This window comes from Rathayibacter sp. AY1F4, from assembly GCF_002931775.1.
Taxonomy (GTDB): domain Bacteria; phylum Actinomycetota; class Actinomycetes; order Actinomycetales; family Microbacteriaceae; genus Rathayibacter.
The window spans coordinates 59,769-81,213 of sequence record NZ_PSVE01000009.1; the positions used below are offsets into that span (position 1 = coordinate 59,769).

Below are 21,445 nucleotides of genomic sequence, written 5' to 3' on the forward strand. Positions count from 1 at the left end.
CGTGCGCCCCGCGGGGCGGGTGCCCGCGCGGAGGCGGACCGCGACGCCGTGCGTCAGTGCGTGATGGGCGCGGGCAGCTCGCCCTGCAACGGTACGGCCGCGCCGTCGGCAGCCGGGGAGGACGCGCTCGCGCCGGGCTGGAGAGCCGGGACGAGGGCGTTGGGCACGAGCGGCGCGGAGGCGGTGCCCGCGACTTCGCTCGACGCGGCGGAGGAGGGGTCGCCCAGCACGGCGCCGTCCGAGAGGCGGAGGTAGACCGGCGCGGTGTTGGCGACCATGCCCAGGCCCTGCGCGGCGGTGGCGAGGTTCTGCGGCGAGCTCAGCGTGTCGACGGCGTCCTGCTTCTCCGCGTTGCTGCGGGTGAGCGATTTCTGCTCCGTCTGCAGCGCCGAGATCTGGTAGGCCCCCTGCGAGAGGCCGACGCTCACCAGGAGCTGGACGACGATGATCGCGAAGAGGCCGGCGACGGCGACGATCCCGTAGACGAGCTTCGGGCGCGACTGCGCCTGACCGGCCGGGACGGCCTCGATGCGGGGGCGGGGCGCCTCCTCCTCGGGGCGTGCTCGGCGGGCGGTGTCGATGACGGCGGGGTCGATGACGGCGGTGGCGCTCATGCGGTGCTCCTGATCCTCTCGGCCGCGCGCAGACGCACGGGTGTCGCTCGGGGGTTGCGGGCCTTCTCGTCGTCGGAGGCGAGCTCGGCTCCGCGGATGACGAGTCGGAACTCGGGTCGGTGCTCCGGCAGCTCCATCGGGAGGCCGGCCGGGGCGGTGGAGGAGGACGCGGCCTGGAGCGCGCGCTTGACGATCCGGTCCTCGAGCGACTGGTACGCCTCGACGACGATCCGCCCGCCCTCGTTGATCCGGCCCAGGGCGGCGGGGATCGCCCGCTCGAGGACGGACAGCTCCTGGTTGACCTCGATCCGCAGCGCCTGGAAGACGCGCTTGGCGGGGTGGCCGTTCCGCTGGATCGCGACCGGGGTCGCCGCCTGGATGATCTCGACGAGACGGCCGGAGCGCTCCAGCGGAGCCTCGCGACGGGCCTCCACGATCTTCTTGGCGTAGCGCGCGGCGAGGCGCTCCTCGCCGTACTCGTGGAAGATGCGGCGCAGGGCGGTCTCGTCGTAGTCGGCGAGGATGCTCGCCGCCGTGAGCGGGGCGGTCGAGTCCATCCGCATGTCCAGCGGCGCGTCCTTGGAGTAGGAGAAGCCGCGCTCGGTCTCGTCGAGCTGGAGCGAGGAGACGCCGAGGTCGAAGAGCGCACCGTCGATCGTGTCGATGCCCAGCTCGTCGAGCACGTCGGGCAGCTCGTCGTAGACGGCGTGCACGAGGTCGATCCTGGAGGCGTGGGCGGAGAGCCGCTCCCCCGCGAGCTGCAGCGCCTCGGGGTCGCGGTCCAGGCCCACGAGGTGCAGGCCGGGGAAGCGCTCGAGCAGCGCGAGCGAGTGCCCGCCCATGCCGAGCGTCGCGTCGACGACGACCGCCCCGTCGCGCTCCAGCGCCGGAGCCAGGAGCTCGACGCAGCGCTCGAGCAGCACCGGGAGGTGCCGCTCCTCGGTCGGGCGCGGAGCGCCCTTCGGAGTGTTCTCTGCCATGGCGGTCCCGCCGTTCCCGTTCCTGTCGTCCGATCCCCATCCACCTCGCGTCCGGACACCGGGGAAGGTGCGTCCGGGCGCCGAGTGGCTGGGAGTCGCGCGACAGGACCTAGAACAGGCCGGGGATCACCTCCTCCTGGGTGTCGGAGAACACGGACTCCTGCTCCTGCAGGTAGGTCTCCCAGGCGCCCTGCGCCCAGATCTCGGCGCGGTTGCCCGCTCCGATGACGGTGAGGTCGCGGTCGAGGCCCGCGTACGCACGCAGCGGAGCCGGGAGGGTCACGCGGTTCTGCTTGTCCGGCGTCTCGGCGCTCGCGCCCGAGAGGAACACCCGGAGGAAGTCCCGCGCCTGCTTGCTGGTCACCGGCGCCTGCCGGATCTTCTCGTGCATCACCTCGAACTCGGCCTGGCTGAACACGTACAGGCACCGCTCCTGGCCGCGCGTGACGACGACTCCGGAGGAGAGCTCGTCGCGGAACTTGGCGGGGAGGATCACGCGGCCCTTCTCGTCGAGTTTGGGGGAATAGGTGCCGAGGAACACGGACTGCCCCCCACTTCTTCCGGCCAAGGATGGTGTGTCCTCCACAGTACTCCACTTCCCCCCACTCACAACCCCGGCGCGGCGCGGGGCGCGCCGGAGAGGCCCCGGTCATCCGCGTGTTTCCGCGGAATCGCGACAGTGGGGCGAAGTGGAGGGGAAAGGTCGCGGGAGGGAGGCCGCGGGCACGAAAAAAGGGCCGATCCGTGAGGATCGACCCTGTGGTGGAGCGGAGGGGGTCTAGCCGCGCCCGTCTCCGCGGTTGTCCCACCTGTCGTTCAGTCGGTCCATGAAGCCGGACCCCTGGCGGTTGCCCGAGCGGGGCTTCGACGGACGGCCGACGTCGGGCAGGCCGGGCTCGGCGGAGCCGCCAGCGGCCGGGCGCATGGCCACGATCACGCCGCCGAGCATGAAGGCGAACCCGAGGATGCCGACGAGGGGCTGGCGCACGACCACGCCCGCGACGAGCACGGCGAGACCGAGGATGCCGAGCAGGATGCCGAGCACGAGGGCTCGGTAGTTGGTGCCGCCGCGCCCCTTGCCGACCGCCGCCACGAAATCGGCGTCGTTCTGGTAGAGGTTCCGCTCCATCTCATCGAGGAGCCGTTGCTCGTGTTCCGAAAGCGGCATCGTGACCCCTTCAGGGTGCGGCGTCGACCCTTTCGGGGATCGGCACCGGAATAGGCGGCGTCTGGGCTCGACCGGTCGGGCGGCGCTTCAGTGTAGACCGAGCCCGACGCAGGCACCAGGCACCTTCGGTGCATAGGCTGGTCGGGTGAACCACAGCTCTCGACTGGTCGATCGCGTCCAGCTCCGAATCGATGAATTCCTCACCGGGCGCACGCCAATTCTGCGCTCCATAGGAGAGGACGTCTCCGCCCTCGGCGACCTTTCGCGGGACTTTCTCAGCGGGGGCAAGCGGTTCCGCGCGCGCTTCTGCGAGGCGGGCTGGAACGCCGTGTCGAGCACCTCGAGCGAGGCCCATCCGAGCGGCTCAGATCCGATCGCGAGGGTGGGCGCCGGCCTGGAGCTGTTCCACGCCGCCGCCCTCGTCCACGACGACGTGATCGACAACTCCGACACCCGCCGCGGCGCTCCCGCGGCGCACCGGCGCTTCTCCTCCTTCCACGCCGACGGCGGCTGGACCGGCGACCGCGACGAGTTCGGCCGCTCGTCCGCGATCCTCCTCGGCGACCTCCTCCTGGTCTGGTCGGACGAGATCTTCGCCGCGGCGGAGTGGTCGCTCGGGGATCGAGTCGCGGCCGAGCGCGCGCGCGCGGAGTTCAACCTGATGCGCACCGAGGTCACGTTGGGCCAGTACCTCGACATCCTCGAGGAGAGCGCGTGGGTGCAGCACCCCGAGCACGAGCACCTGCAGCGGGCGGAGCGGGTGGTGGTCTACAAGAGCGCGAAGTACAGCATCGAGGCGCCGCTGGTGATCGGCGGCTCCCTCGCCGGCGGCGACGACGCTCAGCTGGACGCCCTGCGCCGCTTCGGGCTCCCGGTCGGGATCGCCTTCCAGCTGCGCGACGACGTCCTCGGAGTCTTCGGCGACCCTGCAGTGACGGGCAAGCCGGCCGGCGACGATCTGCGGGAGGGCAAGCGCACCGTGCTGCTCGGCCTCGCCCGCGGCGCGTGCTCGCCGGGCGAGCGGGCCGAGCTCGACGCGGTCGTGGGCCGGAACGACGCCGACGCGGCGTCCATCGCGCGGGCGCAGGAGATCATCGCGGGCAGCGGCGCCCTCGAGCGGCTCGAGGAGCGCATCGACCAGGAGGTGGCCGCGGCGATCGCGGTCCTCCCCGACGCGCCGCTCCGCACGGAGGGCGTGGCGGAGCTGCGCGAGCTGGCCGCCCAGGTCACGGTCCGCACCTCCTAGGAGCGGACCGGCGGGATCAGGCCAGGGCCTGGGCGACCCGCCGGACCTCGGCCTTGCGGCCGGCGCGGAGGGCGACGATCGGGCTCGTGCCCAGGCTCTCCTCGACCGTCAGCATCCAGTCGACCGCCTCGTCGTCGGTGAAGCCGGAGTCGGCGAGCAGGATCGCGGTGCCGCGGATCTCGCTCATCGGCTCCCCGTCGCGGAGGAAGAGGGCGGGGACCTTCAGCACGCCGTCGCGGCGGGTGCCGAGCAGGTGGCGCTCCTCGAGGAGGCGGCGGACCCGGCCGGCGCCGAGCCCGGTCAGCTCCACGAGGTCGGGGACGGTCAGCCACTCGAGCTCGGAATCGGTCGAGGTGGCGGGGGCAGCGGACGAGTCGGTCACGCGTCAAGACTGCCACGAGCCCGGAGGGCCGCCAACTGCGGGCGCCCCGGAGAAGGAGTCGGGCCCGTCCTGCGCCGTCCGGGCGTCGCTCACCGGTTCCCCCGGGGGTCTTGCCTAGACTCGTCGCGTGACCACCAGCCAGCTCGACCCTCTCCTCGGCCGTCTCGTCGACGGCCGGTACGAGGTGCGCTCGAGGATCGCCCGCGGCGGCATGGCGACGGTCTACCTCGCGCACGACCAGCGCCTCGAGCGCCGCGTGGCGATGAAGGTCATGCACGGCCACCTCTCCGACGACGCGACGTTCAAGAACCGCTTCGTCCAGGAGGCGCGCTCCGCCGCCCGTCTCGCCCACCCGAACGTGGTCAGCGTCTTCGACCAGGGCCAGGACTCGGACATGGCCTACCTGGTGATGGAGTACCTCCCCGGGATCACTCTGCGCGACCTGCTCAAGGAACGCGGCCGGCTGACCGCCCAGCAGGTCGTCGACATCATGCACTCCGTGCTCTCGGGTCTCGCCGCCGCGCACCGCGCCGGGATCCTCCACCGCGACCTCAAGCCCGAGAACGTGCTCCTCGCCGACGACGGCCGGATCAAGATCGGCGACTTCGGCCTCGCGCGCGCCGCCTCCGCCAACACCGCCTCCGGTCAGGCCCTCCTCGGCACGATCGCCTACCTCTCCCCCGAGCTGGTCACGCGGGGCACCGCCGACACCCGCAGCGACATCTACGCCATCGGGATCATGATCTACGAGATGCTCACCGGAGAGCAGCCCTTCACGGGCGAGCAGCCGATGCAGATCGCGTACCAGCACGCGAACGACTCCGTCCCGTACCCCAGCGCGACGGTCGCCTCCGTCCCCACCTCGCTCGACGAGCTCGTCCTCTGGGCGACCGAGCGCGATCCGGACATGCGGCCCCGCGACGCCGGTGTCATGCTCGCGCAGCTGCTCGAGGCCGAGCGGCTCATGGGCATCACACCGAGCGACCGCCGCGGCGACACCCAGGCGGTCACGCCCCTCCCGGTGCCCGTCGCCGATCCGGCGCCGGCGACGGCCGTCTTCGATCCGGCGGAGCCCGGGCAGACCTCGGTCTTCGACCCGGCGCCGGCCCCCGGAGCGGTGCTCGTGGTCGACGAGGACGACGACACCGTCGCCCGGCTCGCGAGCAGGCGCCGCGTCCGACGGCGCCGCGGCGTCCTGCTCACGGTGGTCGTGCTCCTCCTGGCGCTCATCGGCGGCGGGACGGCCTGGTGGTTCGGCGAGGGACCCGGGGCGATCGTGTCGATCCCGGACGTCGTCAGCCAGTCGCAGCAGGACGCGACGGCCCAGCTGCAGGCGCAGGGCTTCGAGGTGCAGCCGCAGGAGACGCCCGACCTCACCGTGCCCGCGGGGACGGTGGTGAGCTCCGATCCGCCCGGCGGGCAGGGGGTGCACAAGGGCTCCGTCATCACACTGACCGTCTCGAGCGGGCCGCGCCAGCTGCCGGTCCCGTCGCTCGCCGGCCTCTCGGAGGCCGACGCTGCCGCCGCGGTGACGGGCGGCTCCTTCACCGTCGGCGACGTCTCGAAGATCTTCGACGCCGACGTCGACGCGGGTGTGGTCGTCTCCGCCTCGCTGCCGGACGGATCGGCGCTGCCCGAGACGATGTCCGAGACCAGCACCATCGCGATGGTGGTGAGCCTCGGACCGATCCCGAACGTCGTCGGCCTCTCGATCGACGACGCGACGGCGAAGGCGGAGGCGGCCGGTCTCGCCCTCGACCGCAGCGGCGAGGACTGGAGCGACACCGTGGCCGCGGGCGTCGTCCTCACGCAGGCGAACCCGGAGGCGCCCGCCGTGACCGGCGACACCGTCTCGGTCGTCGTGTCGAAGGGGCCCGAGCCCGTCGCCGTGCCGAACGTCGTGGGGATGAACCGCGACGAGGCGAAGGCGGCCCTCGAGGCGGCGGACCTGTCGTGGAGCTACTCCCTGACGACGCTCGGCCCGCTGATCGACGCGGCGCCGAACGAGCTGACCAAGGTCACGAACCAGTCCAACAAGGCCGGCGATCTCGTGCAGCGCGGCACGACGATCCAACTGTCGATCACCATCACGACCTGACGCCGCCGGTCGAGCCCCTCGACGGGGACTCGACCGGCGGTCGGGGCCGGATCAGATCGCGCGGCCCCGGAGCTCCTCCGCCACGAGGAACGCGAGCTCGAGCGACTGCATGTGGTTGAGGCGCGGGTCGCAGACCGACTCGTACCGGGTGGCGAGCGTCGCCTCGTCGATGTGCTCCGAGCCGCCGAGGCACTCGGTGACGTCGTCGCCCGTGAGCTCGACGTGGATGCCGCCCGGGTGCGTCCCCGCGGCGCGGTGCGCCTCGAAGAAGCCCTTGACCTCGTCGACCACGTCGTCGAAGCGACGGGTCTTGTAGCCGGTCGGCGTCGTCAGCCCGTTGCCGTGCATCGGATCGGTCACCCACAGCGGCAGGGCGTCGCTCCGCTTGACGGCCTCGAGCAGCGGCGGGAGGGCGTCGCGGATCCTCCCGGCACCCATGCGGGTGATGAAGGTGAGGCGACCGGGCTCCCGCTCGGGGTCGAGCTTGTCGATCAGCTCGAGCATCGTCTCGGGCGTGGTCGACGGGCCGAGCTTCACGCCGATCGGGTTGCGCACCCGCGACAGGAAGTCGACGTGCGCGCCGTCGAGCTCGCGGGTGCGCTCGCCGATCCAGATGAAGTGGCTGGAGGTGTTGTACGGCGTGCCGGTCCGCGAGTCGATGCGCGTCATGGGGCGCTCGTAGTCCATCAGCAGGCCCTCGTGGCCGGTGTAGAACTCGGTGCGCTTCATGCCCTCGAAGTCGGCCCCGCACGCCACCATGAACTTGACCGCGCGGTCGATCTCGCGGGCCAGCTGCTCGTAGCGCTGGTTCTGCGGGTTCTCGGTGAAGCCCTTGTTCCAGTAGTGGACGAGGCGCAGGTCGGCGAATCCGCCCTGTGTGAAGGCGCGGATGAGGTTCAGCGTCGAGGCGGCGGTGTGGTAGCCCTGCACGATGCGGCGCGGGTCCGCGGCGCGCGACTCCGGGGTGAAGTCGTAGCCGTTGACGATGTCGCCGCGGTAGGCGGGCAGGGTCACGTCGCCGCGGGTCTCGAGGTCGCTCGAGCGCGGCTTCGCGAACTGGCCGGCCATCCTGCCCATCTTGATGACGGGCATGCTCGCGCCGTAGGTGAGGACGACGGCCATCTGCAGCACGGTCTTGACGCGGTTGCGGATCTGCTCGGCGGTCGCTCCGGCGAAGGTCTCGGCGCAGTCGCCGCCCTGCAGGAGGAACGCCTCGCCGCGGGCCGCGGCTCCGAGACGCTCGCGCAGCTGGTCCACCTCGCCGGCGAACACCAGCGGAGGGAGCGCGGCCACCTCGGCGGACGCCGCTCGCACGGCCTCCGCGTCGGGCCACTGCGGCTGCTGCTTGATCTCGAGCTCGCGCCAATAGTCCAGGCCGGCGACCACGGAGGGGGCGGCGAGGACGTACGGTTCGTTCGGATCGATGACCACGAGGGTGTTCCCGGTTCTGACGGGCGCCAGCGGCGCGCGGAGGGCCTCCGCCCGGACGGACGGCAGCGGTTGACGAGCTTATCGCCTGGCAGGGCGCTCGGCCGGGAGGGGGCCCGGCGTCGAGCGCGCGCTCAGCGGGTGAGGGCCGCGCGCTTCTCCTTGACCGAGGTCGCGTAGACGTCGAGGTACTCCTGGCCGCTCAGGGCGAGGAGCTCGTACATGATCTCGTCGGTGATCGAGCGGAGGATGAACCGGTCGCCCTCCATGCCCTCGAAGCGGCTGAAGTCGAGCGGCTCCCCGAAGACGATGCCGATGCGGCCGAGCTTCGGCAGGCGCTTGCCGATGGGCATGATGCGCGCCGTGTCGATCATGGCGACCGGGATCACGGGCACGCGGGCCTCGAGGACCATGCGCGCGACTCCGGTGCGGCCGCGGTACATGCGGCCGTCGGGGCTGCGCGTGCCCTCGGGATAGATGCCCAGGGCGTGGCCGCCCGCGAGGACGCGGAGCCCCGTGTTGAGCGAGGCCTCCGACGCCTTGCCGCCGGAGCGGTCGATCGGCAGCATCCCCGTGGCGGTGAAGAACGTCCGCGTCGCCCAGCCCTTGAGGCCCTTGCCGGTGAAGTAGTCACTCTTGGCGAGGAAGACCATGTTCCGCTCGATCACCAGCGGGAGGATCACGGAGTCGATGAAGGAGAGGTGGTTGCTCGCGAGGATCACGCCGCCGTTCTGCGGCACCTTGTCGGCACCGACCACCCACGGCCGGAAGATCGTCTTCAGGAGCGGGCCCGCGACGATGTGCTTCATGAACCAGTAGAACATCGGGCTCCTCGGCGGTGCGGCGGATCGGGTGCGGCGGGTGCCGCTAGAGGGAGCTCGCGTGCAGGCGCGCCAGGTCGGCGGCCCCCACGACTCCGGCGTCGTTGACGAGCTCCGCGATGCGGAACTCGGGCTCGGGGTGGTAGCCCCGGGCGGGGAGGTTGTCGAGGTAGGCCTGGCGGATGGGGTCCAGCAGGAGGTCGCCCGCCTGCGCCACTCCGCCGCCGATGACGAACATCTGCGGGTCGAGGACGGCGCTCAGGCTGGCCGCCGCCTCGCCCAGCCAGTGGCCGAGCTGGCGCAGCGCCGCGAGGGCGCCGAGGTCGCCGGCGGTGATCAGCTCGGAGATGAGATGGCCGTTCAGCTCGCCGCCGTTGCGGGCGCGGGCGTCGGCGATGCCCTGGCCGATCCCGCCCGCGTCGGCCAGCTCGCCGGCGAAGCGCTGGAGCGCGCGGCCCGAGCCGTACTGCTCGATGCAGCCGCGCGCGCCGCAGCCGCAGGGCAGGCCTCCGGGGACGACGCGCATGTGCCCGATCTCGGCCGCGGCGCCGAAGCCGCCGCGCAGCAGCCGGTCGTTGATGACGATCGCGCCACCCACTCCGGTGCCGATGGTGAGCATCAGCATGTCGCTGACGAGGCGGCCCGAGCCGTAGCGGAACTCGGCCCAGCCGGCGGCGTTCGCATCGTTCTCGATGATGATCGGCAGGTCGATGCGGGCCGAGAGCTTCTCGCGGAAGGGCTCGTTGCGCCAGTTGATGTTCGGGGCGTAGTAGACGATCGACTGCGAGGCGTCGATGAAGCCAGCGGCGGCGACTCCGACCGCGGAGACGTCTCCCGGGAGCAGGCCGGAGCGCAGATGCTCGACCATCTCGACCACGACGTCGACGATCAGCTCGGGGTGCCCGGCAGGAGTGGGCCGACGGTCCTCGCGGAGGATCCCCCCGAACTCGTCGACCAGGGCTCCGGCGATCTTCGTGCCGCCGATGTCGATCCCGATCGCGTGCACGCGAACCGCCTTCCCGTCGCCACCGGCGCGGCAGCGTCGGCGGGCCGCCCTGAGCGGCGGCCAGGACGAGTGTAGTGACCGCGAGCGCTCCGATGCGGCTCAGCGGCGAGACCCGGCGACGCGTGTCGGCCCTCCTCGCGGAGCCACCCCTGGATCGTTACCCTGAACGGATCCACAGCTTGCGCCGCGCCGGTAGGGTGGAGACGACGTTCATTCAGGTACCGAAGGAGTTGCCGTGGACCAGTTCGATTCCCCCCTGGTGGTTCCGGCCGATCCCCAGGCCAATACGACCGCCCTCCTGCTGGACCGCGTCCGCGAGACGCCCGATCGCCCGCTCTTCGCGCTGCCCGACGGCGACGGCTGGCGCGATGTGACGGCGCAGGAGTTCCTCGACCAGGTCACGGCCCTCGCGAAGGGCTTCGTCGCCGTCGGCCTCGAGCCGGGCGAGAAGGTCGGGCTGATCTGCAAGACGCGCTACGAGTGGACGCTGATCGATTTCGCCGTCTGGTTCGCCGGCGGGGTCCTCGTCCCGGTGTACGAGACCTCCTCTCCCGCACAGGTGCAGTGGAACCTCGCCGACTCCGGCGCGCACGCCGTGATCGTCGAGACCCCCGAGCACTTCGCCCGCTTCGACGAGATTCGCGCCGACCTTCCCGAGGTCCGCCTCGCCTGGCAGATCGGGCTGGGCGATCTGGACAAGCTCGTCGCGCGCGGCGTCGACGTGCCGGACGCCGAGATCGAGCGCCGCCGCTCGCTGGCGACCGGCACCGACATCGCGACGATCATCTACACCTCCGGCTCCACCGGCCGCCCCAAGGGCTGCATCATCCGGCACTCGAACTTCGTCGAGCTCAGCCGCAACTCGGCGGTCGCCCTGACGGAGCTGATCCACCAGCCCGGCGCGTCGACGCTGCTGTTCATCACCACGGCGCACGTGTTCGCCCGCTTCATCGCGATCCTCTGCGTGCACGGCGGGGTGAAGGTGGGGCACCAGGCCGACACCAGGCAGCTGCTCCCCTCGCTCGCGTCCTTCAAGCCGACGTTCCTCCTGGCCGTGCCGCGCGTGTTCGAGAAGGTCTACAACTCCGCCGAGCAGAAGGCCGAGGCCGGGGGGAAGGGGAAGATCTTCCGCCGCGCGGCCGACGTCGCCGTCGCGCACTCGATGGCGCTCGAGGCGGGCTCGGTGCCGCTCGCCCTGAAGCTGCAGTTCCTCCTCTTCGACCGGCTCGTGTACTCGAAGCTGCGCACCGCCATGGGCGGGAACGTCCGCTTCGCCGTGTCCGGCTCGGCGCCGCTGGGAGACCGGCTCGGGCACTTCTTCCACAGCCTCGGCATCAAGATCCTCGAGGGCTACGGCCTCACGGAGACGACGGCGCCCGCCACGGTCAACCGCACCGAGCGGTTCAAGATCGGCTCGGTGGGCCCGGCGATGCCCGGCGTCTCGATCCGGATCGCGGGCGACGGCGAGATCCAGGTGCGCGGCATCGACGTCTTCGGCGGCTACTGGAACAACGAGGCGGCGACGGCCGAGTCCTTCGACGGCGAGTGGTTCCGCACGGGCGACCTCGGAACCCTGGACGAGGACGGGTACCTTCGCGTCACCGGGCGGAAGAAGGAGATCATCGTCACCGCCGGCGGCAAGAACGTCGCTCCGGCGGCGCTGGAGGATCCGATCCGCGCGAACCCGCTGGTCGGCCAGGTCGTCGTCGTCGGCGATCAGCGCCCGTTCATCGCCGCACTGGTCACGCTCGACTCCGAGATGCTGCCGACGTGGCTCGCCAACAACGGGCAGGACAAGGGCCTCTCACTCGAGGACGCGGCCGTGAACCCGGTCGTTCTGGCCGAGGTGCAGCGGGCCGTCGATGCGGCGAACGAGCGCGTGTCCCGCGCCGAGTCGATCCGGAAGTTCGTGATCCTCCCGACCGAGTTCACGGAGGCGAGCGGTCACCTGACTCCGAAGATGAGCATCAAGCGCAACGTCATCCTCGCCGACTTCGCCGACACCATCGCCGCCGTCTACTCCGCCGCCCCCGCCACCGAGGGCATCTCCCTCCGCTGACCCCGCGCTCTCCCCGCGTCACCAGCAGGCCGTCCCGATCGCAGCCGCCTCCGAAATAGCGCGCCCAGCTCTATCCCGTCGGCAGAACGCCCGACGCTCTCCCCGACGCGCCCCTGTCGCGGTGCCGACCGCGATGAGCCTGGGAGGGACCGGCTCCCCCTCAACACAGCCGTATCCGGGAAAGCGCGTCCCAGCGCTCTCCCGTCGGCGGAACGCACGACGCTCCACCGAACGCGCCCACCCCGAAAAGCCGACCGCGCGGAGCCGGGCAGGGACCGGCTCCCCCTCAACACAGCCGTATCCGGGAAAGCGCGTACCAGCGCTTTCCCGTCGGCGGAACGCACGACGCTCCACAGAACGCCCCCACCCCGAGAAGCCGACCGCGCCGAGCCGGGCAGGGACCGGCTCCCCAAAACACAGCCGTATCCGGTGAAGCGCGTGCCAGCGCTTCACCGTCGGCGGAACGCACGACGCTCCATGGAACGCGCCCACCTCGAGCGGCCGACTGCGCGGAGCCGGGCAAGGACCGGCTCCCCACCAACACAGCCGTATCCGGGAAAGCGCGTCCCAGCGCTTTCCCGTCGGCGGAACGCACGACGCTCCACGGAACGCGCCCATCTTGAGCGGCCGACCGCGCGGAGCCGGGCAAGGACCGGCTCCCCACCAACACAGCCGTATCCGGTGAAGCGCGTGCCAGCGCTTCACCGTCGGCGGATCGCACGACGCTCCACGGAACGCCCCCACCTCGCTGAGCCGACCGCGCCGGGCCGGGCAGGGACCGGCCCGGAATCGAACTCAGAACCAGTCGGATTCCCGGACGGCCTTCATGGCGGCGCGCCGGTCGTCCTGGGAGAGGCGGTCGAGGTAGAGGCGTCCGTCGAGGTGGTCGCATTCGTGCTGGAGGGCCTGGGCCATGAGGCCGTCGCCTTCGAGGACGATCTCGTTGCCGTCGAGGTCGGTGCCGCGGACCTTCGCGTGCGGGTAGCGGATCGCGGGGTACCAGAGGTTCGGGACGGAGAGGCAGCCCTCGTCGACCGGTTGCGGGTCTCCGCTGAGCTCGATGATCTCGGGGTTGAGGATGTAGCCGATGACGCCGTCGACGTTGTAGCTGAAGGCGCGGAGGTTGACGCCGATCTGGGGGGCTGCGACGCCGGCGCGTCCGGGCGGGCGGACGCTGTCGACGAGGTCCTCGACGAGGCCGCGGACGCCGGCGTCGACCGTCTCGATGGTCGTGGACGGGGTCTTCAGCACCGGGTCCCCGAAGATGCGGATCTGGCGTTCGGTCATGTGGTGCGCTCCCTCAGGGCCTCCTCCGCGCTCAGGAGGGCGTTCTCGACGACTTCGCTCGCTGCGGGGTGCGGCCAGTACTGGCTGCGGGCGAGTCCGCGGATGCCGGTGCCGGCGCTGGCGGCCTGGACGAGCGGCTGAATGAGGATACTGGCCTGCGGCCCGATGATGTGCGCGCCGAGGAGGGCGCCGTCGAGTCCGACGACCAGGAGGCAGGCGCTGGAGTCGTCCTCGAGCGCCCAGCCGAAGGCGGTGGAGCCGTACTCCTGGGTGACGGTGACGACGTCCAGGCCCTGGTCCCGCGCTTCGGCCGCGGTGAGCCCGAAGTGGGCGATCTGCGGGTGGGCGAAGATCGCGCCGGGCACCGGCGAGAGGGTGTCGGAGAGCAGCTCGCCCGGGTGCAGGAGGTTGTGCGCCACGAGGCGCGCCTCGTGGTTGGCGACGTGCTTGAGCTGCCAGCGGGACGACACGTCGCCGAGGGCGAAGAGGCCGGGCACGGGGTGTCCGCCGGAGAGGACGCGCTGCTCGGGGTCGACGCTGATCCGGCCGTCCTCGTGCAGATCGATCCCGACGGAGGCGGCGGCGACCGTGTCGCTGTTGGGGTCGCGGCCGAGGGCGACGAGGAGAAGGTCGGTCTCGACCGTCGTGCCGTCGCTGAGGGCGACGCGGAGCCCGTCAGGTCGGGCGTCGACGCTCTCGGCGCTCACTCCGGTGAGCACCGTGTACCGCTCGGCGGCGATCCCGGTGAACCGGCGCGAGACGTCCTCGTCGAGGGCGCGGAGGAGGCGGTCGCCGCGGACGGCGACGGTCACGGCCGTGCCGAAGGAGGAGAAGACGTGGGCGAACTCGACGGCCACCGCGCCGCCGCCGAGGATCAGCATCCGCTCGGGAAGGTCGTCGAGCCGCATGACCGAGGAGGAGTCCTGGATGCGGGGGTCGGGCGCGTACGCGGCGAGGAGCGGCCTGGGCCGCGAGCCGGCGGCCACGACCACCTGCGGAGCACTGATGCGGGCACCGCTGGCGCTGACGAGGACGTGCGGGCGGTCGCCGTCTCCGAGCGACTCGAAGCCGAAGCTCTCGCGGAGGACGGTCACGTTCGGGGAGCGCTGATCGCGGTACTCGAACCCGCCCTCGCTGATCGCGTCGATCCGGCCGAAGACCCGGTCGCGCACCTCGGCCCACTCGGGGCGGCGGAGGCGGGAGTGGACGCCGATCGGGCCGCCCTGGTCGACGTCGGTGACCACGTCGGCGACATGGACGAACATCTTGGTCGGGATGCAGCCGGCGTTGAGGCAGGTGCCGCCGAACCACTCGCCGTCGTCGAGGATCGCGACCCGCAGGCCGTCGAACTCCGGACCGACGATCGAGTTGCCGGAGCCGGCCCCGATGACGATCAGGTCGAAGCCGTCGGTGGACGCGTCGGGTCCGTCGGTGCGGTCCTGGTGCGCGGCGGACGCCGCCCCGGAGGCCCGGGGCTCAGACACGTCGGACCGGCATGCCCTCGACCACGAGCGCGGCGAGCAGGCGCGCGGCGTCCTTCGTGCCCTCGCGCAGCTGCTCCCACTTCACCACGGAGCCGGCGGCGAGCACCGGGTCGTAGGGGATGCGGACGATGTCGCGGACGCGGGAGCGGAAGTGCGACTCGATCTCCTCCAGCTTCACCAGGCTCGTGCCCTGCGTCGCCGTGTTGAGCGCGACGACCGCGTTGCGCACCAGGGCGCCGTAGCCGTTCGCGTCCAGCCAGGTGAGGGTCTCGGAGGCCAGGCGGGCCTCGTCGACGCTGCCGCCCGAGACGATCACCACCGTGTCGGCGCGCTGCAGCGTGGGCCGCATCACCGAGTGCACGATGCCCGTGCCGCAGTCGGTGAGCATGATCGAGTAGAAGCGCTCGACCAGGTCGGCGACCACGTTGTAGTCGTCCTCGTCGAACGCCTCGGAGAGCTGCGGATCGGTGTCGGAGGCGAGGACGTCGAGGCGGGTCTCGTCACGGGAGACCATCGTCGAGAACTCGGTGAACCCGGTCACGCCGGCCGCGCGGTTCACGACGTCGCGGACGGTCGCCCGCGTCTGCTTGGGGACGCGCTCGGCCAGGGTGCCGCGGTCGGGGTTCGCGTCGACCGCGATGATGCGGTCCTCGCGCGCGTCGGCGAGGGCCATGCCCAGGAGAGTCGTGACCGTCGTCTTGCCGACGCCGCCCTTGCGGGTCATGACCGGGACGAAGCGGGTGCCGCCCTCGAACTGCCGGCCGATCCGCTCGTCCATCGCCTTCCACGCCTTCACCTTCGCGGAGTCGCCGAGGTTGACCGTGTGGAAGGTCAGGCCGTAGAGGAAGCGGTGCCAGCCGCCCGTGGGAGCGGGACGGGTCTTGCGGTTGACCTCCAGGAGCCTGTCCGGGGTGAGCATCGACGCCGACTCGGGGACGGCGGCGCTCGGCGCGGACGGGGCGGGAGCGGCGCTCGAGGACTCGGCGCGGAGGCGGTCGCGGCGCGTGGGGACGGCGGCGGGCTCCCCCGCGGACTCGGACGCCGCGGGCTTCTCGGCGGACTCCGCTCGGGCGGGGATCCCCGCCGAGACCGGTCCGTTCGCGCCGGACGGGTGAGCGGGAGCCGGTGAGGGGGTCGGAGCAGGACTCGGCTCCGGGGGCACGAGAGCGTGCGAGCGCGAGGGCGGCAGGCCGAGGCGGCCGACGTCGATCGCGTCCTCGTCCTCGACCGGAGCAGGGGCGGTGGAGCGGCGCCGCGGGACGGGCGGGGTGATCCGCACGCCGTCGGGCAGGAGGGTCGGAGCGGTGTCGCTCGCTCGCGGGGAGTACTGACCCGATTCCCGAGCCGCGTCCATGGCGGTCCGCGGCGTGGGACCGGTGCCGGTGTCGGGCTGTTCGTCGTTGCGCTCATCCATGCGAACGAGCCTCCTTCCGCTCAGGACGAGTGTACCGGCGGGCCCGGATCGCGCCGGGCGGCTTGGTCGGAGCGCGCTCCGACTGCTAGTGCGGCCCGCTTCCGGAGACGGCGCGGACGGCGCGTGCAGCGAACGGTTAGGTTCTGCCGCCCGGAGGAACGTAAAGTAGTCAGCCATGCATGTACTCAGCGTGAGCTCCCTCAAGGGCGGCGTCGGCAAGACCACGGTGACGCTCGGCCTTGCATCCGCGGCGTTCTCGAAGGGCCTGCGAACGCTGGTCGTCGACCTCGATCCCCAGTCCGACGTGTCGACCGGAATGGACATCAACGTCGCCGGCCACCTCAACATCGCCGACGTCCTGACGTCGCCGAAGGAGAAGATCGTCCGCTCGGCGATCGCCCCCTCCGGCTGGACCAAGGAGCACCACGGCACGATCGACGTGCTGATCGGCAGCCCCTCCGCGATCAACTTCGACGGGCCGCACCCCAGCATCCGCGACATCTGGAAGCTCGAGGAGGCCCTCGCGAGCGTCGAGGCCGACTACGACCTCGTGCTGATCGACTGCGCCCCCTCGCTCAACGCCCTGACCCGCACGGCCTGGGCCGCGAGCGACCGCGTCGCCGTCGTCACGGAGCCGGGCCTGTTCTCGGTGGCCGCCGCCGACCGGGCGCTCCGGGCGATCGAGGAGATCCGCCGCGGACTCAGCCCGCGCCTCCAGCCGCTGGGCATCATCGTCAACCGCGCCCGCGTCCAGTCGTTGGAGCACCAGTTCCGGATCAAGGAGCTGCGCGACATGTTCGGGCCGCTCGTCCTCAGCCCGCAGCTCCCGGAGCGCACCTCCCTCCAGCAGGCGCAGGGCGCGGCGAAGCCCGTCCACGTCTGGCCCGGGGAGAGCGCCCAGGAGATGGCGCACAACTTCGACCTGCTGCTCGACCGCGTCATCCGCACCGGACGCATCGGCGAGCAGGTCCCCGCCGCGACCTAGGGCCGGCGGGTCCGCCGGACTTCTCCGGCTCGAGGTCTCGGGACGCGGGCGATGCTCGATGCTCGAGGAGTGCCAGGGACGGCGCCGGCAGACGCTCGGCGTCGAAGTTCGGCGTGGGATATCCGTACGCGGGCGGAGCGCGCTACTCGATCAGCATGACCGCAGACGAGCGGAGCCCGCTGAGAGATCAGCAGGGCGGGACGCGGACGGAGCCCGTCATCGGACCAGCAGGGTGAGCGGGCGTGATCGGCGGGGAGCTCGCGTCCAGCGGACGGATCACGCGGGCGGGGCCCGCCATTCGACCAGCACGGTGAGACTCGGGTGCCGCCCGTCGCTCGCGCGGCACGGCTGCAGGCGGGTCCGCTCCTGATCAGCTGAGCACGCGGAGGAGACCCCGGAGTCCCCGGAGCCGCGGCCGACCCGCGAGGGGTGGGCGGTCAGCCGACGCGGCGGGAGGCGCGGCGCCGGGCGAGCTCGTCGCCCGGGTCGACCGACTGGTGGTCGAGCTCGACGAGGCTCGACTCGACCTCGCGGAGGACCTTGCCGACGGCGATGCCGAAGACGCCCTGGCCGCGGCTGAGCAGGTCGATGACCTCGTCGTTCGAGGTGCAGAGGTAGACGCTCGCGCCGTCGCTCATCAGGGTCGTCTGCGCGAGGTCGTCGACCCCGGACTCGCGGAGCTGGTTGACCGCCGTGCGGATCTGCTGGAGCGAGATCCCGGTGTCGAGCAGGCGCTTGACCAGCTTCAGCACGAGGATGTCCCGGAAGCCGTAGAGCCGCTGCGTGCCGGAGCCGGACGCGCCGCGCACGGTGGGCTCGACGAGCTCGGTCCGCGCCCAGTAGTCGAGCTGCCGGTAGGTGATCCCCGCGGCGCGCGCCGCGACGGCCCCGCGGTAGCCCGCGTCGGCGTCGAGCTCGGGCAGTCCGTCGGTGAACAGGACGAGGTCGCGCTGGCCGCTGACGTCGCGGCTGACTTCTCTCATCCCTGTGCCTCTCGGATCCGGACGCCGGATCCTCCGAACGCGCTCCCTACCGTACCGACCGGCGCAGGCCGAGTAAACGACATCGGCCTCGGCGCCACGGCGTGTCGCACGGGCCGCCCGTCGGCCGGCGGCGCGGCCCTCACGAGCGGGCGATCCGCGAGAGGGCGCTGCGCACCATCGCCCCGCGGATCGTGCCCAGCTGGGTCGCGAGCCCCACCGCGTTCTCGGCAGCACCGGCGGAGCCGGACGCCTCTCCGCGGCGGGCGCTGGAGGCGACGACGCTCTCGATGAGCGACATCTCGCGCTCGACGGCGACGCGGAGCGGTCGGAGGTGACGGGGCTCGATACCCGATCGGCCGAGGTCGACGAGCGCCTTGAGCGTCGTCACGGCCTCGTCCCCGAACACGTCGCCGCCCCGCACGAGCCCGGCGGCGATGGCCTCCTGAACGAGAGCGGGCGTGGCACCGGACTCGGCCGCGAGGCCCTCGCGGGTCAAGCGCGTGGCGGGGCCGAGGAGCGAGGCGCTCGGACCCCCGACACCGGCCGGCAGGGCGGGCTCGCGTCCGGCGTCGATGTCGTCGAGGTACCCGCGGATGACCTTGAGGGGGAGGTAGTGGTCGCGCTGCAGCGCGAGGATCATCCGGAGCCGCTCGACGTCGGAGCCCGAGAACTTGCGATAGCCCGAGTCGGTGCGGGCCGGCGAGACGAGCCCCTGCTCCTCGAGGAAGCGCAGCTTGGACGGGGTGACGTCCGGGAACTCAGTGGTGAGCCTGGCCAGCACCTGCCCGATGCTCAGCAGAGCGGCGGAGCCGGTGGGGAGGGCGCGCGCGGAGGAGCGGCCCACGGCTCACGCGTCCGGAGCGGCGACGAGGTCGGCGCGGGACGCGTAGAAGGTGAGGCGGAACTTGCCGACCTGCACCTCGGAGCCGTCGGTGAGGATCGCGGACTCGATCCGGACCCCGTCGAAGTAGGTGCCGTTCAGGGAGCCGAGGTCGTGGACCTCGAACGCCGTGCCGCGGCGGACGAACTCGGCGTGCCGGCGCGAGACCGTGACGTCGTCGAGGAAGATGCCCGCGTCGGGGTGGCGGCCGACCGTCGTGGAGTCGGTGTCGAGGAGGAAGCGGGCGCCGGTGTTCGGTCCGCGGCGCACGACCAGCAGCGCGGATCCCGAGGGCAGAGCGCCGACGGCCTCGGCCTCCTCGCGCGACGCGCGGTTGTCGAGAGCGGCGAGCTGGGCGCCGATGTCGTCGGTGAACGTCAGAGTCGTCTCCGTCGACGGCTCACCGGGAACGGAATTGTGCTGGGCGGATGATGCTCCACCGACGGGCTCGACCAAGACGTACCTCCTATCAGGTCAGCGTATCCGAATCGTGACCCTCGTCGGACCCCTGAGCACCTGTGCGGACCCCCAGGACGAGGTCCCGCGTCTGGACGGCGTAGACGATCCCGGCCCACCAGTAGAGGAACGCGCCCCACAGCGCGAAGGCCCAGGCGATGGGGAGCGAGGCGGGCGCGAGGGCCGGGAACGCCTGCCCCAGCATGATCAGCGGGAGCGCGTAGAAGAGGCAGAAGGTCGCGAATTTCCCCAGGTGGTGCACGGGAAGCGGTCCGTAGCCGTTGTTCGCCAGGACGACCGCCAGGACCACGAGCATCAGGTCGCGGGCGAGCAGCACGGCGACCAGCCACCAGGGCACCAGTCCGCGGGCCGCGAGGCCCAGCACGGTGGCGAAGATGTAGAGGCGGTCGGCGGCCGGATCGAGGACGCGGCCGAGGCGCGTCATCTGGTCGAAGCGGCGCGCGATCCAGCCGTCGAGGTAGTCGGTGAGGCTCGAGACGACGAGGGTCAGGAGCGCGAGCGCGTCCTCGCCGAGGACCACGAGCACGAGGAACACCGGCACCAGCGCGAGACGCACCATGCTGAGGACGTTCGGGACCGTCCAGATCCGGTCCTCACCGGTGCGCGCCATGCGCCCAGCCTAGGCGGGGCGCACGGCGGCGTGGTCAGCGCTTGTCGCGCCAGACCCGCTCGAACGGCAGACGCCAGGCGTGCGGCGCGATCAGCTGGTGGATCGCGTTCGGCCCCCAGGAGCCGGGCGCGTAGAGACGGACGGGCGGCGGATCCTCCAGGAGGGGCGCGGAGACCTCCCAGAGCCGCTCGATGCCCTCCGCGGTGGTGAACAGCGTGTGGTCTCCGCGCATCGCGTCGAGGATCAGGCGCTCGTAGGCCTCCAGCGCGTCGCCCGCGCGGTCGGTCTCCTGGAGTGCGAACTGCATGCTCAGCTTGTCGAGCCGCATGCCGGGACCGGGGCGCTTCCCGTAGAACGAGAGCGAGACCTTCGAGGCGTCCGCCAGGTCGAAGGTGAGGTGGTCCGGGCCGTGGGCACCGACTCCGGAGCCCTGCGGGAACATGCTCTTCGGGGGCTCGCGGAACGCGATCGAGATGATGCGCTGGCCCTCGGCCATCCGCTTGCCGGTGCGGAGGTAGAACGGCACTCCCGCCCAGCGCCAGTTGTCGATCTCGCACTTCAGCGCGACGAAGGTGTCGGTCTCGGAGTCGGCGGCGACGCCCGGCTCGTCGCGGTAGCCGATGTACTGGCCGCGCACCACGTTCTCGGGGTTGAGCGGACGCATCGAGCGGAAGACCTTGTTCTTCTCCTCGCTGATGGCCTGGGGCTCCAGCGCGGTCGGCGGCTCCATGGCCATGAACGCCAGCACCTGGAAGAGGTGGGTGACGACCATGTCCTTGTAGGCGCCGGTGGACTCGTAGAACTCGGCGCGGCGGTCGAGAGTCAGGCGCTCGGGGATGTCGATCTGGACGTGATCGATGAAGTTGCGGTTCCAGATGGGCTCGAAGAGGCCGTTGGCGAAGCGGAAGGCGAGGATGTTCTGCGCCGGCTCCTTGCCGAGGAAGTGGTCGATCCGGAAGATCTGCTCCTCGCTGAAGGTCTCGTGGAGCTCCGCGTTGAGGACGACCGCGCTCTCGAGGTCGACGCCGAACGGCTTCTCCATGATGATCCGCGAGCGCTCGACCAGCCCGGCCTCGGCGAGCATCCGCACGACCGAGAGCGCGGCCCTGGGCGGGACGCTGAGGTAGTGCAGCCGACTCACGTCCGGGCCGAGGACCGCCTCGGCGTCGGTCACGGCGGCGGCCAGCGCGGCCGGACCGGCGGACTGCGGGACGTAGCGGAGCTTGGACGCGAACTCGTCCCACTGCGCCGGTGTCAGGGAGCGGCTCCCGAACTCGTCGTAGGCCAGCTTCGCGAAGGCGCGGAACGAGGCGTCGTCGTGCTCCTCGAGCGAGGTGCCGACGATCTGCAGGTCCGGTGCGAGGGAGGAGAGCGCGAGGTGGGCCATCCCCGGGATGAGCTTGCGCCGGGCCAGGTCGCCGACGGCGCCGAACAGCACGACGACATGGGGTGCCGCCTGCTCGGTCTGGACGGCGGGAGCGGGGGGTGCGGTTGTCACGGTCACCCCTCGATCATTCCAGTTC

20 protein-coding genes are annotated in these 21,445 nt (G+C 71.7%); 4 read left to right on the forward strand and 16 right to left on the reverse strand.

All coding sequences use genetic code 11. The annotated features are described in order from the left end of the window. Positions 1–53: 53 nt before the first annotated feature. The 4 genes from C5C59_RS07485 to C5C59_RS07500 all read right to left on the reverse strand — a co-directional run bounded on the left by C5C59_RS07485 (position 54) and on the right by C5C59_RS07500 (position 2,762). On the reverse strand, positions 54–614 hold the full coding sequence (locus C5C59_RS07485; protein ID WP_104238696.1) for a hypothetical protein: 561 nt from the start codon (positions 612–614) through the stop codon (positions 54–56). Further along, a complete protein-coding gene (rsmH, locus tag C5C59_RS07490) occupies positions 611–1,594 on the reverse strand; it encodes a 16S rRNA (cytosine(1402)-N(4))-methyltransferase RsmH (protein ID WP_104225374.1) in 984 nt (327 codons plus the stop codon). The genes C5C59_RS07485 and rsmH overlap by 4 nt, the downstream gene beginning before the upstream one ends. A 109-nt stretch (positions 1,595–1,703) precedes the next feature. After that, positions 1,704–2,135 (reverse strand): division/cell wall cluster transcriptional repressor MraZ, encoded by a 432-nt coding sequence (gene mraZ, locus C5C59_RS07495; protein WP_104222586.1) that lies wholly within the window; start codon positions 2,133–2,135, stop codon positions 1,704–1,706. A gap of 237 nt (positions 2,136–2,372) precedes the next feature. After that, positions 2,373–2,762, reverse strand: coding sequence for a DUF3040 domain-containing protein (locus tag C5C59_RS07500; protein ID WP_104222585.1), 390 nt, complete (start codon positions 2,760–2,762; stop codon positions 2,373–2,375). A gap of 145 nt (positions 2,763–2,907) precedes the next feature. Here C5C59_RS07500 and C5C59_RS07505 point away from each other — a divergent pair, with 145 nt between their 5' ends. Continuing rightward, complete coding sequence (locus C5C59_RS07505) at positions 2,908–4,008, forward strand: polyprenyl synthetase family protein (protein ID WP_104238695.1); 1,101 nt, start codon at positions 2,908–2,910, stop codon at positions 4,006–4,008. A 16-nt stretch (positions 4,009–4,024) separates the two neighbouring features. On the opposite strand, the gene C5C59_RS07510 is transcribed toward C5C59_RS07505, so the two are convergent. Continuing rightward, a complete protein-coding gene (locus C5C59_RS07510; protein ID WP_104238694.1) occupies positions 4,025–4,390 on the reverse strand; it encodes an Rv2175c family DNA-binding protein in 366 nt (121 codons plus the stop codon). 127 nt (positions 4,391–4,517) lie between these two features. Here C5C59_RS07510 and pknB point away from each other — a divergent pair, with 127 nt between their 5' ends. Further along, positions 4,518–6,488, forward strand: coding sequence for a Stk1 family PASTA domain-containing Ser/Thr kinase (pknB, locus tag C5C59_RS07515; protein WP_104238693.1), 1,971 nt, complete (start codon positions 4,518–4,520; stop codon positions 6,486–6,488). Positions 6,489–6,539: 51 nt separating this feature from the next. Here pknB and C5C59_RS07520 read toward each other — a convergent pair whose 3' ends face one another. The 3 genes from C5C59_RS07520 to C5C59_RS07530 all read right to left on the reverse strand — a co-directional run bounded on the left by C5C59_RS07520 (position 6,540) and on the right by C5C59_RS07530 (position 9,743). Then, positions 6,540–7,874, reverse strand: a complete 1,335-nt coding sequence (locus C5C59_RS07520; RefSeq protein WP_104222617.1) for a class II 3-deoxy-7-phosphoheptulonate synthase — start codon at positions 7,872–7,874, stop codon at positions 6,540–6,542. 176 nt (positions 7,875–8,050) lie between these two features. Further along, positions 8,051–8,740 (reverse strand): 1-acyl-sn-glycerol-3-phosphate acyltransferase, encoded by a 690-nt coding sequence (locus C5C59_RS07525; protein ID WP_104222581.1) that lies wholly within the window; start codon positions 8,738–8,740, stop codon positions 8,051–8,053. A 43-nt stretch (positions 8,741–8,783) separates the two neighbouring features. Then, positions 8,784–9,743 carry an ROK family glucokinase gene (locus C5C59_RS07530; RefSeq protein ID WP_104222580.1) on the reverse strand — a complete coding sequence of 320 codons (960 nt, stop codon included), beginning with the start codon at positions 9,741–9,743 and terminating at the stop codon, positions 8,784–8,786. A 235-nt stretch (positions 9,744–9,978) separates the two neighbouring features. Between C5C59_RS07530 and C5C59_RS07535 the strand changes: the two genes are divergently transcribed. Beyond that, positions 9,979–11,802 carry a long-chain fatty acid--CoA ligase gene (locus C5C59_RS07535; RefSeq protein WP_104238692.1) on the forward strand — a complete coding sequence of 608 codons (1,824 nt, stop codon included), beginning with the start codon at positions 9,979–9,981 and terminating at the stop codon, positions 11,800–11,802. Positions 11,803–12,597: 795 nt separating this feature from the next. On the opposite strand, the gene def is transcribed toward C5C59_RS07535, so the two are convergent. Genes def through C5C59_RS07550 form a run of 3 tightly spaced genes read right to left on the reverse strand, consistent with a single transcriptional unit; the run spans position 12,598 to position 15,987 of the window. Then, positions 12,598–13,089, reverse strand: coding sequence for a peptide deformylase (gene def, locus C5C59_RS07540; protein ID WP_104222578.1), 492 nt, complete (start codon positions 13,087–13,089; stop codon positions 12,598–12,600). Beyond that, positions 13,086–14,573, reverse strand: a complete 1,488-nt coding sequence (locus C5C59_RS07545) for a mycothione reductase (RefSeq protein WP_104238691.1) — start codon at positions 14,571–14,573, stop codon at positions 13,086–13,088. The genes def and C5C59_RS07545 overlap by 4 nt, the downstream gene beginning before the upstream one ends. Then, complete coding sequence (locus tag C5C59_RS07550) at positions 14,566–15,987, reverse strand: MinD/ParA family protein (protein WP_258062646.1); 1,422 nt, start codon at positions 15,985–15,987, stop codon at positions 14,566–14,568. The genes C5C59_RS07545 and C5C59_RS07550 overlap by 8 nt, the downstream gene beginning before the upstream one ends. A 175-nt stretch (positions 15,988–16,162) precedes the next feature. Here C5C59_RS07550 and C5C59_RS07555 point away from each other — a divergent pair, with 175 nt between their 5' ends. Continuing rightward, complete coding sequence (locus C5C59_RS07555) at positions 16,163–16,972, forward strand: ParA family protein (protein ID WP_104222576.1); 810 nt, start codon at positions 16,163–16,165, stop codon at positions 16,970–16,972. Between the two features lie 437 nt (positions 16,973–17,409). Here C5C59_RS07555 and C5C59_RS07560 read toward each other — a convergent pair whose 3' ends face one another. The 5 genes from C5C59_RS07560 to zwf form a co-directional block, all read right to left on the reverse strand. Continuing rightward, entirely contained in the window at positions 17,410–17,955 is a 546-nt protein-coding gene (locus tag C5C59_RS07560) for a MerR family transcriptional regulator (RefSeq protein ID WP_104238690.1), read from the reverse strand. Between the two features lie 139 nt (positions 17,956–18,094). Next, positions 18,095–18,799 carry a MerR family transcriptional regulator gene (locus C5C59_RS07565; RefSeq protein ID WP_104225380.1) on the reverse strand — a complete coding sequence of 235 codons (705 nt, stop codon included), beginning with the start codon at positions 18,797–18,799 and terminating at the stop codon, positions 18,095–18,097. Positions 18,800–18,802: 3 nt separating this feature from the next. Next, positions 18,803–19,291, reverse strand: coding sequence for an FHA domain-containing protein (locus C5C59_RS07570; RefSeq protein ID WP_104222573.1), 489 nt, complete (start codon positions 19,289–19,291; stop codon positions 18,803–18,805). A 13-nt stretch (positions 19,292–19,304) separates the two neighbouring features. Continuing rightward, positions 19,305–19,922: a CDP-alcohol phosphatidyltransferase family protein gene (locus C5C59_RS07575; protein WP_104222572.1), complete on the reverse strand. Its 618-nt coding sequence runs from the start codon at positions 19,920–19,922 to the stop codon at positions 19,305–19,307. A gap of 34 nt (positions 19,923–19,956) precedes the next feature. Further along, positions 19,957–21,420 (reverse strand): glucose-6-phosphate dehydrogenase, encoded by a 1,464-nt coding sequence (gene zwf / locus C5C59_RS07580; protein ID WP_104238699.1) that lies wholly within the window; start codon positions 21,418–21,420, stop codon positions 19,957–19,959. Positions 21,421–21,445: the final 25 nt, after the last annotated feature.

Excerpts from the sequence above, each read along its gene's own strand:
- C5C59_RS07485 (WP_104238696.1), bottom strand. The coding sequence starts at position 614 with ATGAGCGCCACCGCCGTCATCGACCCCGCCGTCATCGACACCGCCCGC.
- rsmH (WP_104225374.1), bottom strand. The coding sequence starts at position 1,594 with ATGGCAGAGAACACTCCGAAGGGCGCTCCGCGCCCGACCGAGGAGCGG.
- C5C59_RS07500 (WP_104222585.1), bottom strand. The coding sequence starts at position 2,762 with ATGCCGCTTTCGGAACACGAGCAACGGCTCCTCGATGAGATGGAGCGG.
- C5C59_RS07525 (WP_104222581.1), bottom strand. The coding sequence starts at position 8,740 with ATGTTCTACTGGTTCATGAAGCACATCGTCGCGGGCCCGCTCCTGAAG.
- def (WP_104222578.1), bottom strand. The coding sequence starts at position 13,089 with ATGACCGAACGCCAGATCCGCATCTTCGGGGACCCGGTGCTGAAGACC.
- C5C59_RS07550 (WP_258062646.1), bottom strand. The coding sequence starts at position 15,987 with ATGGATGAGCGCAACGACGAACAGCCCGACACCGGCACCGGTCCCACG.
- C5C59_RS07555 (WP_104222576.1), top strand. The coding sequence starts at position 16,163 with ATGCATGTACTCAGCGTGAGCTCCCTCAAGGGCGGCGTCGGCAAGACC.
- C5C59_RS07560 (WP_104238690.1), bottom strand. The coding sequence starts at position 17,955 with ATGAGAGAAGTCAGCCGCGACGTCAGCGGCCAGCGCGACCTCGTCCTG.
- C5C59_RS07575 (WP_104222572.1), bottom strand. The coding sequence starts at position 19,922 with ATGGCGCGCACCGGTGAGGACCGGATCTGGACGGTCCCGAACGTCCTC.